The 16076-nt window shown below is 40.1% G+C and carries 18 protein-coding genes; 9 read left to right on the top strand and 9 right to left on the bottom strand.

The window, feature by feature from the left end; translation table 11 throughout:
* The first annotated feature begins 23 nt into the window (after nt 1-23).
* The gene (locus tag RCG21_RS18960; RefSeq protein WP_308913603.1) at nt 24-182 is read left to right on the top strand and encodes a hypothetical protein; all 159 of its coding nucleotides are present in this window, start codon (nt 24-26) and stop codon (nt 180-182) included.
* A 59-nt stretch (nt 183-241) separates the two neighbouring features.
* Here the strand turns inward: RCG21_RS18960 and RCG21_RS18955 are convergent, their stop codons facing one another.
* The 3 genes from RCG21_RS18955 to RCG21_RS18945 all read right to left on the bottom strand — a co-directional run bounded on the left by RCG21_RS18955 (nt 242) and on the right by RCG21_RS18945 (nt 926).
* Complete coding sequence (locus RCG21_RS18955) at nt 242-499, bottom strand: HPr family phosphocarrier protein (protein ID WP_133335459.1); 258 nt, start codon at nt 497-499, stop codon at nt 242-244.
* A gap of 121 nt (nt 500-620) precedes the next feature.
* Nucleotides 621-761 carry a hypothetical protein gene (locus RCG21_RS18950; protein WP_165976286.1) on the bottom strand — a complete coding sequence of 47 codons (141 nt, stop codon included), beginning with the start codon at nt 759-761 and terminating at the stop codon, nt 621-623.
* Between the two features lie 39 nt (nt 762-800).
* Nucleotides 801-926, bottom strand: a complete 126-nt coding sequence (locus tag RCG21_RS18945; RefSeq protein WP_268884104.1) for a hypothetical protein — start codon at nt 924-926, stop codon at nt 801-803.
* 185 nt (nt 927-1111) lie between these two features.
* Between RCG21_RS18945 and RCG21_RS18940 the strand changes: the two genes are divergently transcribed.
* Entirely contained in the window at nt 1112-2236 is a 1125-nt protein-coding gene (locus RCG21_RS18940; protein WP_308913602.1) for an NADH-dependent flavin oxidoreductase, read from the top strand.
* A gap of 27 nt (nt 2237-2263) precedes the next feature.
* On the opposite strand, the gene RCG21_RS18935 is transcribed toward RCG21_RS18940, so the two are convergent.
* From RCG21_RS18935 to RCG21_RS18915, 5 genes are all read right to left on the bottom strand, one after another.
* Complete coding sequence (locus RCG21_RS18935) at nt 2264-2401, bottom strand: hypothetical protein (protein WP_165976287.1); 138 nt, start codon at nt 2399-2401, stop codon at nt 2264-2266.
* A 225-nt stretch (nt 2402-2626) separates the two neighbouring features.
* Nucleotides 2627-3709 carry a C40 family peptidase gene (locus RCG21_RS18930; protein ID WP_165976288.1) on the bottom strand — a complete coding sequence of 361 codons (1083 nt, stop codon included), beginning with the start codon at nt 3707-3709 and terminating at the stop codon, nt 2627-2629.
* Nucleotides 3710-4066: 357 nt separating this feature from the next.
* The gene (locus tag RCG21_RS18925) at nt 4067-4579 is read right to left on the bottom strand and encodes a cupin domain-containing protein (protein ID WP_308913601.1); all 513 of its coding nucleotides are present in this window, start codon (nt 4577-4579) and stop codon (nt 4067-4069) included.
* Nucleotides 4580-4609: 30 nt separating this feature from the next.
* A complete protein-coding gene (locus RCG21_RS18920; RefSeq protein ID WP_133335466.1) occupies nt 4610-4987 on the bottom strand; it encodes a hypothetical protein in 378 nt (125 codons plus the stop codon).
* 8 nt (nt 4988-4995) lie between these two features.
* Nucleotides 4996-5220, bottom strand: coding sequence for a heavy-metal-associated domain-containing protein (locus RCG21_RS18915; protein ID WP_133335468.1), 225 nt, complete (start codon nt 5218-5220; stop codon nt 4996-4998).
* A 125-nt stretch (nt 5221-5345) separates the two neighbouring features.
* Here RCG21_RS18915 and RCG21_RS18910 point away from each other — a divergent pair, with 125 nt between their 5' ends.
* Nucleotides 5346-6221 (top strand): proline iminopeptidase-family hydrolase, encoded by an 876-nt coding sequence (locus RCG21_RS18910; RefSeq protein WP_308913600.1) that lies wholly within the window; start codon nt 5346-5348, stop codon nt 6219-6221.
* Between the two features lie 208 nt (nt 6222-6429).
* A complete protein-coding gene (locus tag RCG21_RS18905) occupies nt 6430-7977 on the top strand; it encodes a catalase (RefSeq protein ID WP_372512768.1) in 1548 nt (515 codons plus the stop codon).
* A gap of 80 nt (nt 7978-8057) precedes the next feature.
* Here the strand turns inward: RCG21_RS18905 and RCG21_RS18900 are convergent, their stop codons facing one another.
* On the bottom strand, nt 8058-8204 hold the full coding sequence (locus tag RCG21_RS18900) for a hypothetical protein (protein ID WP_165976289.1): 147 nt from the start codon (nt 8202-8204) through the stop codon (nt 8058-8060).
* 408 nt (nt 8205-8612) lie between these two features.
* Here RCG21_RS18900 and RCG21_RS18895 point away from each other — a divergent pair, with 408 nt between their 5' ends.
* The 5 genes from RCG21_RS18895 to RCG21_RS18875 all read left to right on the top strand — a co-directional run bounded on the left by RCG21_RS18895 (nt 8613) and on the right by RCG21_RS18875 (nt 15879).
* Nucleotides 8613-10187, top strand: a complete 1575-nt coding sequence (locus tag RCG21_RS18895; RefSeq protein ID WP_133335474.1) for a spore germination protein — start codon at nt 8613-8615, stop codon at nt 10185-10187.
* Between the two features lie 27 nt (nt 10188-10214).
* Complete coding sequence (locus RCG21_RS18890) at nt 10215-11309, top strand: spore germination protein (protein WP_133335476.1); 1095 nt, start codon at nt 10215-10217, stop codon at nt 11307-11309.
* A complete protein-coding gene (locus RCG21_RS18885; RefSeq protein ID WP_133335478.1) occupies nt 11299-12480 on the top strand; it encodes a Ger(x)C family spore germination protein in 1182 nt (393 codons plus the stop codon). The genes RCG21_RS18890 and RCG21_RS18885 overlap by 11 nt, the downstream gene beginning before the upstream one ends.
* Nucleotides 12481-12605: 125 nt before the next feature.
* Nucleotides 12606-13577: a transglutaminase domain-containing protein gene (locus RCG21_RS18880; protein WP_133335480.1), complete on the top strand. Its 972-nt coding sequence runs from the start codon at nt 12606-12608 to the stop codon at nt 13575-13577.
* 100 nt (nt 13578-13677) lie between these two features.
* Nucleotides 13678-15879, top strand: coding sequence for an MMPL family transporter (locus tag RCG21_RS18875; RefSeq protein WP_133335482.1), 2202 nt, complete (start codon nt 13678-13680; stop codon nt 15877-15879).
* The last annotated feature ends 197 nt before the right edge of the window (nt 15880-16076 follow it).

Below are 16076 nucleotides of genomic sequence, written 5' to 3'. Positions count from 1 at the left end.
TTTTGCAGCAGGAGGTGGCACATTTGGAAAAAAATCAACCAAACCAGGATTTAATCTCAAATAATAGAGGGAATGAAAAGGAACTGGTCATCAGTTCGACAGGGTATGGATTAGAATCTGTATCAAAAGAGGAAGCATCAAAGGAATCAAATCGTACAGACTCATCCTGTGGCGGATTGTAAGAATAATCAAAACCCTATTCCTTTTATGGGAGTAGGGTATTTTTTATTAATAATCGTTTTTATTGAAACGATTCCACCGTACGTATGATTTGATTCACCGCTTCTTCCTCATCATTCCCGCTTGCTTCAAAGGTTAATTCTGCATCCTTTGAAACAGCTAAGGACAAAACTCCCATCATAGATTTCAAATTCACTCTTCGTCCATTATGAGTAATAAAAATGTCGGAATCATAACGAGAAGCCTCTTGGACCAATCGGGTAATATATGGCGGATACAGACCTACTTTTGTTTGCAATTTTACCGATTGTTGAATCATGTAAGTACCTCCCCAATTTTCTTAAAACTCTCTGTTTTATGTATGAATCCCCACTCTAAAAAATGCACCGATTACAAAGAAAAATCCCAAAACCATTTTGGGTTTTGAGATTTTTAACACGTTAAGTTTGCTTTTTCTGGTAGGCAATCACGACAATATCGTCATGAGCATTTTGATTTAATTCGTGTTCGAAAGATTTTATTTTTTCAACCATTGAAGCATCCAGATCTGCCGTCTCATATTTTAAATCCTGTTGGTCCATCGTACCTGCCCCTTTCATCGGAATCCCGAAATATTAAATCTATTTTTCCCTGCCATTTTTCTCTTTTAATTCATAACGAATCTTGCCTGGGTCTTGTTTTCCTTTTGGTACAGATCGTTTTCCACCCAGACTTACATTTGGATAGCTTGTGCCTTTTTCACTCATCGATTTTACCTCCCATTCACTTAGGTTCTACTCATCAATCTTAGTGTAAGAAATAAGCAAACATTTCATGCAACTATAATTTTAGAAACCTTAATCGAAAAAGGAATGCACATAATGAAAAATCGGAACACTAACCGTGTTCATTTTTTAAAACGCTATCGCATCTTTTTAGGAGGATTTCCAAGATGAATTCAAAATATGAACCATTATTTGAGCCATTTACATTTCCAAATGGTGTTCAAGTTAAGAACCGCATCGTAATGGCACCGATGACAAATTTCTCATCGAATCCAGATGGGACTGTAACCGAGGCGGAGGTGAAATACTATTCACGCCGTTCGGCCGGTGTAGGCATGGTGGTAACGGCTTGTACTTATGTAACTGAAAATGGAAAAGGATTCAATGGTGAATTTGGAGCAGACCAGGATGATTTCATCCCGAGTTTAAAACAGGTAGCAACCGGGATTAAAGAGCAGGGCGCAAAAGCGATTCTGCAAATTTTCCACGGCGGCAGGGAAGTGCCTTCAGCGCTTATTCCCAATGGCGATGTTGTCAGTGCCAGTGCGGTTCCAACCGAGGGTGAAGGAAAACCAGTTCCAAGGGAACTATCCGATCAGGAAGTAGAATCAATTATCCGCGACTTTGGTGAGGCAACGCGCAGGGGGATTGAAGCAGGGTTTGATGGGGTGGAGATTCACGGAGCAAACGGCTATATCATCCAGCAATTTTTTTCACCACACTCCAATCGCCGGGAGGACCAGTGGGGTGGCAGTATCGAAAAAAGACTTGCTTTTCCATTAGCGATTGTGGAGGAAGTTAAGAAAACAGTTGCTGAATATGCGAACGGTTCCTTTATTATCGGCTATCGGTTTTCACCTGAAGAGGCAACAACTCCGGGAATTACAATGGCGGATACGTTGGTATTAATCGATGCCCTTGCTGATAAAGGCCTAGACTATCTTCATGTTTCTCTAAATGATTTCTGGTCCACTCCAAGACGCGGTATTGATGATACCCGCCCGCGGATTGAAATTATCAAGGAGAAGGTAGGCGATCGTGTTCCTGTTATTGGCGTCGGCTCGCTCTTTACTGCAGATGATGTGTTAAAAGCTTTTCAAACCGGAATACCACTCATTGCATTAGGACGAGAAATGATCATGGATCCCGACTGGGTGCAAAAAGTCAAAGAAGGAAAAGAGTCAGAAATTATCACAAAAATTGATAAAGATAAGCAGCAGGAGCTTATGGTTCCGGATCCGCTATGGCAGGCGATTGTTAATAGTCCGGGCTGGTTCCTTGGTGTCGAATAATTTTTTCAAAAAGAGATGGACCGTCTTTTATAGACGGTCATCTTCCCATCCACGAGAATAATCTTCTATTGTATTTTTCTCCTTTAAGGTTTCAACATATTGAGTTAAATCCACAGCTTGATTGGTGATTGATTCATTTTCTGTGTTTGGATTTTCTTTTTTCATCCTATAACCTCCAACTATTGTTATCCCTTTTGTAATGTATCCAAATTTTGAAAAATTACCCTGTTTAAAAACTGATAAAAAACTAAGGAAAAAGAATGCGTATTGTAAATGATTTTTGTGAATAGGATAGATTTTTAAAAGGGGATGGGAGAGTCAGGATTTTAACTTTAATAACATGCGAACCTGTCAATCCGGGAACCCATCGGTTAATTAGTTATTTTGGTATTAGATCCTTACCACACGTCCATTAAAGGTCTGTTTCCAATATCCTTTCGACAAATCCTCAATCGCAACTCCTGTATTGTTTTGGGAACCGATGAATTTCCCATTCCCAATATAAATGCCAACGTGCCCGTCTTTTTTGTAGGTATCAAAGAACACCAAGTCACCAGGCTGGATTTCATCGAATGGTACCTGTTTGCCTTCATTTTTTAAGCTGTCTGTCGAGCTGCCAATCTCAATCCCGGCTTGGCCAAATGCCCAATGAACGAACCCTGAACAATCAAACCATCCATTGGCAATATCACTTGCGTTCCTCCCGCCGCCAAATATATAAACAGAGTTGCCTATATATTTATAACCCGCTTTTATTACCGTTTGTATCGATCCTTTCACAGGGGCTGTTTGAAAGTTTTCCAATGTTTTCATGCTTTTAGGAATAGGCTTTTTTGACGTTGCTTTATGTATTTGTGCCAGCTTTTTTGACGTTGCTTTTTGTATTTCTGCTAGCTTTTTATATTGTTCTCGTTGTGCCTTAAGCTCTGTTTTCCTATTTGTTAAACTAGCCTTCAAATCATCCAATTCCGCAAGTTTATCTTTTAAAGAATGCTTCTTATTTTCATACTCTTTATTCTCTTCCGCCTGTTGATTTAATAGTTCCTTGTCTGCTATCACAACAGTGGAAACAGCGCCGGCCCGCTCAACAAAATCTTTGATATTTGTAGACCCAAGCAATACATCAAGATATTGTAAGTTTCCGCCATTTTGTTGATAGGCTTTAGCCCGTTCTTTTAATACTTTATTTCTCTTTTTCATCGAATCCTTTAATTGTAAAATTTTCTTTTTTAACTTTTTAACCTGGGATTTTGTAGTTTTGGCTTGCAAATTTGCCTCTTCAAGTTCCTTTTTGTTTTTTTGAATCGATTGGTTAACTTTTTTAAGTGAAAAGTCATTTGGAGTATTTTGAACAATTGGTGGAAGATCTTCTGTGGGATGGTAAGGAAGTTCTGTATCAGCGAATGCTTTTGGAATGGTTCCGATTGCTAAGAAAACTATTGAACTCAACATTATAAACATGAATCGAATCAAATTCATCACTTCTTTCTTAAAAAATGGTTCTGTTAAACTTGGTTGTTGAATTCCGCTCCAGGCACTTCGCTTTCCGTGGGCAGTCTGGGGAGCCTCCTCGTCGCTTTGCTCCTGCGGGGTCTCCCCTAACCCATACTCCCACAGGAGTCTTCGTGCCTTCCGCTCCAATCAACTTTGTTTAAAAAATAATAATTGTTCTTTGACAAAGTCTAAAAATAACCAGAGACAAAATGTATTTTCTTAAAATTCTTACAATTGAAATTATAACATTACATTTTTTCAGCTTTGTAAAAAGGTAATTACAATTCAATATCAGACTAGCTACAAAAAGAGACAGGGACAAAAAAGTCCCTGTCTCTATTCTGGAATTTCTTCGTAGGCTAATTTTTTAATGATGGCTTCATGTTGAGGGTATTTTTCTAAAAGCTCTGCCTGTGTAAAGAGTTCAAAGTCCTGAAAATCAAAACCTGGCGAAACCATACACCCGACCAGTGAATAGGTATCCTTTTCCATAACAGATGATCCGAAGATGGAATTTTTCGGAACCAGCGCCTGCGGGACTTCACCGTTTTCACAATTCATCCCGATCTTCATTTCTTCATAGTTTCCATTTTCATGAATGACATGGACAGTTAACGAACTACCACCATGAAAATACCACAATTCATCGGATTTCAAACGGTGGAAATGGGAAACGTCGTCTGAAGTTAACAGAAAATAAATACTAGTAAAAAGCTTTCGGTGACCATTAAATCTCTCTGAATCAGCGAACATCTCCTCCGATTCAAACGTTCTTTTATAATAACCGCCTTCAGGATGGGGCTCCAGCCCAAGAGTTTGGATTAAATCTGATAATTCTCTTTTATTCATTGCAAAATTCCTTTCAAACTATCTACGTATTCACTGCTTGTATTCGGCATTGTAGGAATTTTCTCCTGCGTGGACAGATAGAAGTGTGTCTGCATATCCGACTAGACGGTTGACAATTTCATCCGAAATCGCATATACAAGACGATGGTGTTCGCCTTTATGGAGAACCGGATTATCAAAAATGATCGTCGTATTAATGAAAATATGCTTGGTATCATAAAGGTTGTAATGGATGATCGTTTTTCCCGCGGCACCGCCTGTTAGCGGATCTTTATAATGAGGCAAAAAGATATACCATTCTTCCGCAGTCGGTGACCGAAAATTTTTCGTAAAGGTCATGCCTTTAATTTCCTCATCAATTAGTTGTTTCAGTTGTTCGTCCATTACATCAATGATGTTATTTTCCATGCAGATTCCTACTTTCTAAAAAACAATGCCTCGAGATGCAGCCCGTGCTGTTGAACTCTTTTTTGAATGTTTTCTGGTGTGATTTGCATTTCATTGTATTCAATTTTAACTTCACCATCATCTGTGTCAACTAAAGCGCGCTCGACGCCGTCAATTTGAATTAGGATAGACTCTAAAGTCTGAATAGCTTCTAGGTTCATGGCTTCTTTTAGCTGTAATGTTAGGTTATTCATATAGCTTCTCCTTCCTGAAAATAAATCCAAGATTACTTTTTCCACAATTCAACTGTTTTATTTAGAAATGTATTACATAAGAATTGTATAATACTAATAGGGTTCATTTGGGATGAGGAGGAGAAATGATGCGTGATGAAGGATACATAGAGGTAACAGGGGGAAAGGTTTGGTATCAAATTTTTAATAAAAACGTCAATGGCACTCCTGTCGTTGTTTTACATGGCGGACCAGGGTCATCGAGTTTTTCACTGCAAAGTCTGCAAGCATTGGGGACTGAGCGGCCAGTTATTCTCTATGACCAATTAGGCTGCGGCAGATCGGAACGGCCAACAGATCCATCCCTATGGCGGATTGAACGATTTGTAGAAGAATTGGGTCAGGTGAGACAAGGGCTAGGGCTTGATGTCGTTCATATTCTTGGACACTCCTGGGGAACAACGCTTGCGGCTGCATATTGTTTAACAATGCCAAGCGTTGTAAAAAGTGTTATATTTTCTAGCCCGTGTTTAAGTGCGCCAATTTGGGAACAGGACCAGCGTCGAAACCTTATGAAACTGCCAAAAGAGGTTCAGGAGACGATTAGGCGGTGTGAAGAGAATGGAACGACGGATTCTAAGGAGTTTGAAGAGGCAACGAAAGTTTTTAACAAAAATTTCGTCTGTCGAATTGATTCAGATCCGGAATATTTAAAAGAAGCTTCAAAATACAAAAATCCAGAAGTGTACAATATTATGTGGGGGCCTTCTGAATTTACGGTTCTTGGTAATCTTAAAAGTTTTGATTGTACGTCACAGTTGTCGGAAATTACTTGTCCAACGCTTTACACCTGCGGCCGTTATGACGAAGCTACACCGGAGTCTACAAAATATTTTAGCTCTCTTACTCCTCAGTCGGAATTTCATGTTTATGAAAACAGTGCTCACCTGCCGTATATTGAGGAGCCCGAAGAGTATTTACGGGTTGTAGGGAGCTTTCTTGGAAAAATTGATTCTTTATGAAACTCGTCAGTTGACGGGTTTTTTCATTTTAATCATAGGTGATTATCTACAGTTTACCTTAACGTATAATGAAATACTTCATAGGAAAGTATACCATTGGAATATTTCCTTAAGGAGGGACAACATGGAAAATAGAAATGAAGATGGGACTGCCATAAATGGTGTTGGCAGCTCCAATGATCACCGTTTTGCTACGAACGAGCATGATATGACATTAACAAATCGCCAGGGGCATCCCATTACAGATAATCAAAACATCCGGACTGTTGGAAACCGAGGGCCTTCTACACTCGAAAATTATCATTTTATTGAAAAAATCTCTCATTTTGACCGCGAAAGAATCCCTGAGCGGGTTGTACATGCACGAGGTGCTGGCGCACATGGTTATTTTGAGGCGTACGGAAAAGCGGGCGATGAGCCGATTTCCAAATATACGAGAGCAAAATTACTACAGGAGGCAGGGAAGCAGACACCTGTGTTTGTCCGTTTTTCTACGGTTGTTGGCGGCGGACATTCTCCAGAAACTCTTAGGGACCCTCGTGGCTTTGCCGTTAAATTTTATACCGAGGATGGAAACTGGGACCTGGTCGGTAACAATCTAAAAATCTTCTTTATTCGAGACCCACTAAAATTTCCTGACATGGTGCATTCCTTCAGGCCTGACCCTGTAACTAATTTGCCAGATCCAGAAAGAATGTTTGATTTTCTTTCTCAAACACCAGAAGCTACACATATGGTGACATTTTTGTTCTCCCCATGGGGAATTCCTGCCAACTACCGCCAGATGCAGGGTTCAGGGGTGAATACTTACAAATGGGTGAACAAAAATGGTGAGGCAGTATTGATAAAATATCATTGGGAACCGATCAAACAAGAGATCAAAAACCTGTTGCAAAAAGAAGCGGATGCCATTCAGGCAACCAATTATAATCATGCCACCCAAGATTTGTATGAAGCAATCGAGCGAGGCGAATATCCGGAATGGGAGCTTTGTGTTCAAATTATGAGTGATGATGAACATCCTGATCTTGATTTTGATCCGCTTGATCCAACAAAGTTGTGGCCGACGGATCAGTTTCCATTTTTGCCTGTTGGAAAAATGGTGTTAAATCAAAATCCGGAGAATTATTTTGCAGAGGTGGAACAAGCTGCTTTTGGAACAGGTGTATTGGTAGATGGACTTGATTTTTCAGATGATAAATTGCTGCAAGGGCGGACATTTTCTTATTCTGATACACAGCGTTACCGGGTTGGAACAAATTATTTACAATTGCCAATCAATGCTCCGAAAAAGCATGTGGCAACCAATCAGCGCGATGGGCAAATGTTGTATCAGGTTGATTCGGCTCCGGGACAGAATCCACATGTAAACTATGAGCCATCGACATTGGGCGGGCTTAAAGAAGCGGACAAAAACGGCAAGGACCATGAGCCGCAGTATAGTGCAAAGCTGGTTCGGGAAAAAATTGAGCGCACCAATGATTTTCAGCAAGCGGGCGATACGTACCGGAGCTTTGATGACGTGGAACGAAATGAACTTATTTCAAATCTTGTAGATGCGCTAAAAATATGCAAACCACATATACAGGATCAGATGATTGAATATTTCACAAATGCAGATCCGGAATACGGAAAACGAGTTCAAGAAGAGTTGGAGAATGCAAAGCGAGAAATGCAGGCGCATACCAGCACAGCTGCCGCCGATGAAACCTCTCTTAACGCCCAAAATAAAGGTCGAAAAACAGACGGGTATTAAAACGGAGTTTTTGTTCTAATTGAAATTCATTCCATCCTGATTAAATATTTCAGGATGGATTTTTTTAAGAAGCAGTATTCTTAATGATTTAGTTTTTCTTCTTTTTCTTTTGTCTGTATAGCAGAGGATTTCCTCCGAGGATTTTTTGCAATCTTTACTAAAGAAATAATAAACACAACACCTAAAATGGCTGTTAGAACCCACGCAAAAACTTCAATTCCATTCATTCCTAAAAGCCTCCTTGTCAAATGCTGTTTCTTACATCTACGCTATTCATTCCGGAAATATGTCTAATCAACTATTATAAAAATATCCCAAAACAAAAATGTAAGCGTTACCATATACAATTCTCCGCTACTTTTTATTTTCCTTTAAATAATTTCTAATAATCAAAATAGTAAATCCGACAAAAATCGAGTGGTGACAGGAACCACCCGATTTTTGTTGAAAAACTTTGGTTAAGTTTCCATAAATTAGACATGATAAACGTAGTGGTGATGTGTATGTGGAAAATGGTGCTCGGGTTTATTCCGGATTGGAAGGTTTTGGTTCAAGCTTTGGTTACTTTTTTGATTCCTTATGGCATCACTAAAGTGTTTAGTTGGATTCGTCAGATAGAGGAGGATTAGAGGGCTATGAAGGGACGAAAGTTCGAGATTAGAAAACTGAAAAAACAGTCATTTCCATCTACGGAACATCAGGAATTCAAGCCTTTACATTCTACCTCTAACCATTTTAGCGGGGATCTTCATGCAGATTTAGAGGTGATCCGCCAGGAAATTGGACATAATTCCGATTTGAATATTCGCGAGTTTATTATAGGTGGAACAGGGGTTCAGGCAGCACTAATTTTCATCGATTCCCTTTCTGACAAGGAACTCATTGATCAGCACATTATGAAGTCCCTGATGATGAATTTCTCAGAAGTTTGTAATCTGCCTAGCTCTCCAAACCATTTGACCATCCCAATGGAGTTTTTAAGAAATCAAGTTTTACCTATTAGCGAGATAACCGAAGCACAAGAGCTGCAAGAGCTAGTTACAAAAGTTTTTAAAGGCTCAACAGCCTTAATGGTTCATGGGCAAACGGATATTTTAATTTTAGGGACCGCGAAAGGAAAATCGCGTTCAATTGAGGAACCAGTATCCGAAGCATTGGTAAGGGGACCAAGGGTAGGCTTTACGGAAACCTTGGGCGATAATACGGCCTTATTGCGTCAGCAAGGTGATAATCGAAATTTAACCTTGTTCCATTTTCAGGTAGGGGAGCGATCACATAAAGACCTTGTAATCGCTTATAACCAGGAAATTGCCAATCCAGAATTGATCGAGGAAGTAAAGAAAAGAATTAATAAAATTAACCTTGATGATGTTGCCGAATCAGGCTATATAGAGCAACTAATTGAGGACAATTTCCTTAGCCCTTTTCCGCAAGCACAAAACACAGAGCGGCCTGACCGTGTAATTAGTGCCTTAATGGAAGGTCGGGTGGCAATATTACTGGACCGAACACCATTTGCACTAATTGTCCCGGCCACTTTCAATATGATGCTGCAATCGCCGGAAGATTATTATGAACGATGGATCCCGGGTTCACTCATTCGTATGCTTCGTTATTTGGCTGCATTTATTGCTCTTTTTGGACCATCTTTGTATATTGCCTTTATTTCATTTCATCCTGGTTTAATTCCAACAAAGCTCGCGATTTCAATTATGAAAACACGCGAAGGAGTCCCTTTTCCCGCCCTTATTGAAGCCCTCATTATGGAGATATCCATTGAAATTCTTCGTGAGGCAGGGTTACGTTTGCCGAAACCGATCGGTCCGGCAATGGGAATCGTTGGAGGTCTCATTATTGGTGAAGCTGCAGTACAAGCGGGAATCATTAGCCCGATTATGGTTATTGTAGTGGCAATTACGGCGATTTCTTCGTTTACCATCCCGCAATATAGCACGGGAATTTCATTACGAATGCTCCGTTTTGTGGCAATGTTTAGTGCAGCCTTATTTGGTTTGTACGGGGTCGTTTTATTTTTCCTTTTCCTCTGCAGCCATATGGTAAAACTAAAGAGTTTTGGTGTTCCCTATGCCAGCCCAGCCGTTCCATATCGGCTTAATGACTGGAAAGACTTCTTGGTGCGGATGCCATTAATGCTCATGAAACGCCGTTCAGAAATGATGAAGACAAAGAATCCAATTCGAAAAGGTTAACCAATACTGAAAGGAAGCGGATCAAGAATGATTCGTACAAATGAAAAAATTACGACCCCGCAAGCAGCTGTCATTGTCATCAATTATATTTTGGCTGCAATCATTTTAACTTTGCCACGTTCAGCTGCGCAAAAAGTGAAAACACCCGACGTATGGATTTCCGTTTTAATCGGCGGTTTTATTGCAATGGCCGTAGCGATATTGATTGCCAAACTTAATCAACAATTCCCGACGAAAACAGTCTTTGAATATACCCAAGACCTTATTGGAAAAATTGGCGGCAGGCTATTGGGAATATCGATTTGTATTTATTACTTTACGATTTCTGCCTATGAAGTTCGAACCATGGCCGAAGTGACAAGAATGTTTTTATTAGAAGGAACACCGATTTGGGGGATTATCATGCCCTTTATGTGGGTGGGGCTGTACTTGATCTTAGGGGGGATTCCTTCCATTGCCAGACTCTTTGAAATTATTTTTCCAATTACAGTCATTTTTTTTCTTTTAGTTGCTTTTATGAGTTTTAAAATATTTGAAATCGATAATTTGCGACCTATTTTAGGAGAGGGGGTTATGCCAGTCATCAGGGGGCTGGAAACCACGGCACTGGCCTATACCGGGTTTGATATTATGTTAATTCTAGTTCCATTTATGCAACAGCCGAAAAAAGCAGTAAAAGCAGTCGTTGTTGGTGTTTCGCTTGCAATCGTTTTTTATCTGATTACTGTTGTGATGGTAATCGGTGCCTTGTCAGTGGACGGAGTCCTAACAAGAACTTGGCCAACATTGGATATGATTCGGAGCTTTGAATTTCCCGGTCTGCTCTTCGAACGTTTCGAATCCTTGGTGTTGGTTATTTGGATCATGCAAATTTTTGCTACGTATGTAATCACGTTTTATGCATCAGCATTAGGTTTTTCCCAAATATTCAAAAGAAGGATTCAGCCCTTTATGTATGGGTTGCTGCCAATTATATATATCGTTGCCATGCATCCCAAGAACCCTAATTCGCTATTTAAATTAGGCGATTGGATTGGAAATGCTGCCTTATTCTTCTTTGGAGCAATGCCGGTAGTTATGCTGACAGTTGCAAAAATTAAGAGGAAACGACATGAAAAGTAGCATTAAAATCATGATGCTTTCTCTTGTCGTTCTACTGCTCGGAGGCTGCTGGAGCAGTAAAGAAATCGAGGAATTAGGGTTAATTGCCGGTACTGCAATGGATTTGGAAAAAGACGGAGAACTAAAAGGAAAATTAGAAGCAGATGATAAAAGTCTTCCTAATAGACCTCTATTCACTTTAAAGAATCAATTTGTGATATCAAGTGGAACGGGAGCAGGGAAAACAGAGAACCCTACTGCACAACAATCTTATATTAACATTTCTGAAACAGGCGATTCCATTTTACCAACCTTACGAAACATGACATTAAAAATTGAAAAGCGAGCTTTTGCCGAACATGAAAAAGTGATTATTATTGGAGCAGATCTGGCACGTAAAGTAAGCCTGGAGAAGGCGCTTGATTTTTTCATAAGAGAACAGGAAATGAGACCAAGCTGTCTTGTTATGATTGCAAAAGGCCAAGCTGGCAAAGTTCTCGAATCAAAAAAACCAATTATTCCTGCCTTTCACCTTTATCAAATTACGCAAGGGGAAAAAAGAAATGCCAAGATTGTACCGGCAATGCCTCTAGGCAAATTAGAGGGGAAAATGAATTCAGGATCCAGTTTTTTGATACAAAATGTCAGCATAGAAGGGGGAGAAGCAAAATTTTCTGGGGCTGCGATCATAAAGGGAAAAACGAAAAAACTACTAGGTTTTTTGAATGAAAAGGAAGTAGAAGGTTTAGCCTGGATTGCCGGAACGGTAAAAGGCGGGGTCATCAGAAGTATTGATAAAAAGAGCGGCCAACCAATTATTTACGAAATGCTTTCGTTGAAAAGCTCCATTAAACCCCACTTAAAAGGAAACCAGCTTTCTTTCCATGTTAACATTCAATCGGAAGGACGAATTGCTGAAAACTGGGTATCATCTGGAGACCCGTTTAAAAATGAATTTCTAAAAAGAGCCGAAACAGCTGCCAAAAACCAAGTCAAGCAGCTCATTCAAGATTCACTTCAAAAAACACAACACCATTATAAAGTAGACGTCGTCGGATTTGGCAACCAACTAAGAATCCATTATCCCGCCCAATGGAAAAAACACAAAAAAAACTGGGACCAAACCTTCAGCCAGATCCCCATCACCTATCATATAAAAATCACCATAAAAGACTACGGAATGTCAGGATAAAAGCAATCGACAAAATTCGGATGGTGACAGGCAACGCCTGAATTTTGTCGAAATGCATTTTTAATGAATTTTTCATATTTACCCTGTATAGTCTTTGTAAAGTTGGTGTTTGGAGGTGTTGGCGGATGAGAAGGTTTTTGGCTTTTGTTTTGGTGGGTGGTTCTTTGTTTTATTTGTTTAAGCACGGAGAGCTTCCGTCTTTGGCGAAGCTTCATGGATTTTTTTCTGATTCTCAGGTAGCCCATGTGGAAAAGAAGGTGGAGGATTCGATCTCTAGTCAAAGCAAACAGGCGAAGGTATCTTCCATTCCAGCCTCATATGATAAAAAATATACCCCGACAAAAATTCAAACCTATTGGGTCTCGATAAAAAATGGAAAAATAGTTGTAACAGGAAAAGCGACGCCGTACGGAAAATATTACAAAGCTGATGGAGTCATTTTATACATCGATGAACCTCGGGCCAATAAGAAATCTACGGTAAAAGTACCGTTTACCAATTATCAAAATTTCCATTATGAATTCCCTCTTACCTATAACGTTGGTGATGTGGTCGTAAATCTTGATGAATATTACAACGGCAAAAAAGACGATCCGAATAAAGTATTGGGCTATGCAAAATATCAATTAACCGATGGTGACCCGTATTTGCAGCCAAGTTTCATGGTACAAAGTAATGACCCGACACTAAAGGCACTTTCTGCAAATATAACAACAGGAAAACAAACGAATACAGAAAAATCTCAGGCCATATTCAAGTGGGTCGCCACCCATGTTGCTTACAATGCACCTTTGGTAAACGCATCGAACCCGCCGATCTATTCCGCTTTACAAACCTATAAAACTCGTGTTGTGTTATGCTCCGGCTATGCGGATTTAAACGCTGCACTTCACCGAGCGGCAGGCATTGAGGCAAAAGTGGTTTACGGGGAAAATCATGCCTGGAATGAAATTAAACTGAACGGCAAATGGCAGGTGGAAGATCCCACTTATGGCGCAGGATTTATAAATCTAAACACAGGTAAATTTGTCCAAAGTTATCATCCTGCCTATTTTTCTAAATCAGACATGCATAAAGCAGGGGAATATCATTGGTAATAAAGCTTTAAAATCTTCGGGAGCTAGGTCCCTATTTTCATAAAAAACTTTCCATTGTGTCATCCTATTATTATGATCAAAGCTAAGAAATGAGGCACATATGAAAGAATCAGAGAAAAAGGGATGGTTTTGGCATTGGGGCTTGAAAATGTACCAATTCCGCTGGTTCGTTGCGGCCTTTTGGATTTTATTGTTTATTGTTTCAGCAACGTACGCACAAAAGCTGCCCGATCGGTTAAAAGATAGCGGGTTAACCCCAAAAGGGAGCGAATCGGACCGCGGCTTTTCTCTTATGCAAAAGAATTTGGGTACAGCACAATCCTCCATTGATATTGTTTATATAAGCAATAAATTTGATTTAACCCGTCCTAAACATAAAGCTGTCATTTTACATTCTTTAGAACCTTTAGCAAAGAAAGAATATATTAAAAGTATTAAATTTAACCAAACAGACCGCCTGAATAACAGAAAAGGCATTCAAGCGGTGAGGGTTGAACTCAAGCTTAAAAGCTCGGAAGCCCTTAATCATTTTCCAGAAATCAGAAAACTCATCACTGAACCTAAAGGCATGAAAACCTATGTCGATGGAGACACAGCAACACTTTACGATATTCAGCGGGCAACCAAACAAGACATGCATCATTCAGAAATGATCGGTCTTCCGGTCGCCTTGTTGGTCCTGCTGTTTATTTTTGGCTCGGTAGGTGCGGCATTGTTACCACTTGTCATTGGGATTATGAGCGTATCTTTGACGCTTGGAATAACCTATTTTCTTACTGGATTCTTTTCCCTATCTAATTTTTTGCCCAATATCGTTATGATGCTCGGCCTTGCAATTGGCGTCGACTATGCACTGTTTCTCGTCAGCCGCTTCCGGGAGGAGCTGAGACGGGGCAACGAGGTGCAAGATGCCGTCGCTGCGTCTGCACACACAGCAGGGAAATCGGTGTTTTTTTCCGGATTTGCCGTTTTGATTGGCTTACTGGGAATGTTATTTATTAAATTACCGATTATTTATTCCCTTTGCCTTGGAGGTGTGCTCGTTGTTTTGTCAGCCGTTCTGCTTTCCTGCACGTTGTTACCAGCCCTGCTTGGTATTTTCGGCCGCCACATCAATTCGTTAAAGGTGTTTCCGCGGACACAAAAGAAATTAGAAGGTTCAACGATTTGGGAGAAAATTGCCAATGCAGTAATGAAACATCCTGCGGTCCTAGCTATAATAATTAGTACCTTATTGCTGTCACTCATGTTGCCAATAACACGAATGCGGATTGGCGTTCCAACTGCAGATGTCCTTCCACCTGCCTTTGAGTCGCGAATGGGTTCGGACATCTTGAAAAATAATTATGATAAGAGGAAATCGAGTCCGATTTTTATTGTTTTAAAAACAAAAAATAAGGTTTCAGATGAATCATCGATTCGAACCATTCAGTCATTCGAAAACAAAATTCGTAAGATTTCCGGAGTCATGGATGTCAACAGTTTTATTGACGTTCTTGGAAAGCACTCCCCAGAAGAAACAGCGATTCTTATCAGTTTAGCTGCTACAAAAGCGGATATGGAAAAAGAAGATTTGGTGAAAGGCCACTACACTCTTCTGACGGTTGTTCCGAAGTCAGATCCGGGAACCAAGGAAGCCGCTGACCTTGTTAAAAGGGTACGGAACATGAAAATAAATCAAGCAGAACGTTTTGTTACAGGGCAAACGGCATTAAGGGTAGACATGCTTGACCGGATCTTTTCAGGTCTCCCTTATTTAATGGGTTTTATTATCGCGGTTACGTATCTCATTTTGCTTTTTGCTTTCAAGTCTGTCTTAATTCCTCTGAAAGCCGTTGCTATGAATATTCTCAGCCTTGGAGCCAGTCTCGGGATTGTTGTGATTATTTTTCAATATGGATGGCTCGCAGATGATTTACGGATTACCTCGACAGGATATGTCAGCATTATCATGCCAGTAACGATATTTTGTATTGTCTTTGGCATTTCAATGGATTATGAGGTTTTTCTAATCTCGAGAATCAAAGAAGAATATGACCGGACAGGGGATAATAATCGAAGTACGGCGGTAGGGCTGCAAAAAACAGGTAGCCTTATTAGCAGTGCTGCATTCATTCTAATGGTGGTCGTCGGCTCGTTTATTTTTACCAATATTGAAATTACCAAGGCCCTTGGTGTCGGCCTATTCTGCGCCATTTTTATTGATGCGACATTGATACGAATTATCGTCGTTCCTGCACTGATGAAACTGCTCGGTCCGGCCAATTGGTGGGCACCGAAATGGATTGGGGGAAGATCGTGAGTTTTTTGGGGGAAATGGAGATTCGCTGATAAAAATTTCTCCACTGGGATTTTAGGCGTTATTTGCGAATCATGACCATTTATTTGCGGATTAAACCATTTTATTTGCGAATCAAAGCAATTTATTTGCGGATTTCCCCATTTTATTTGCATATCAAATTCAAATTAGAAAAGGCTGTCCAAATGGACAGCCCCGTA

Source organism: Bacillus salipaludis (assembly GCF_030938565.1).
Lineage (GTDB): Bacteria > Bacillota > Bacilli > Bacillales > Cytobacillaceae > Neobacillus > Neobacillus salipaludis_A.
Note: the sequence above shows the minus strand (reverse complement) of the source record. Positions and strands in the feature narration are given on the sequence as shown.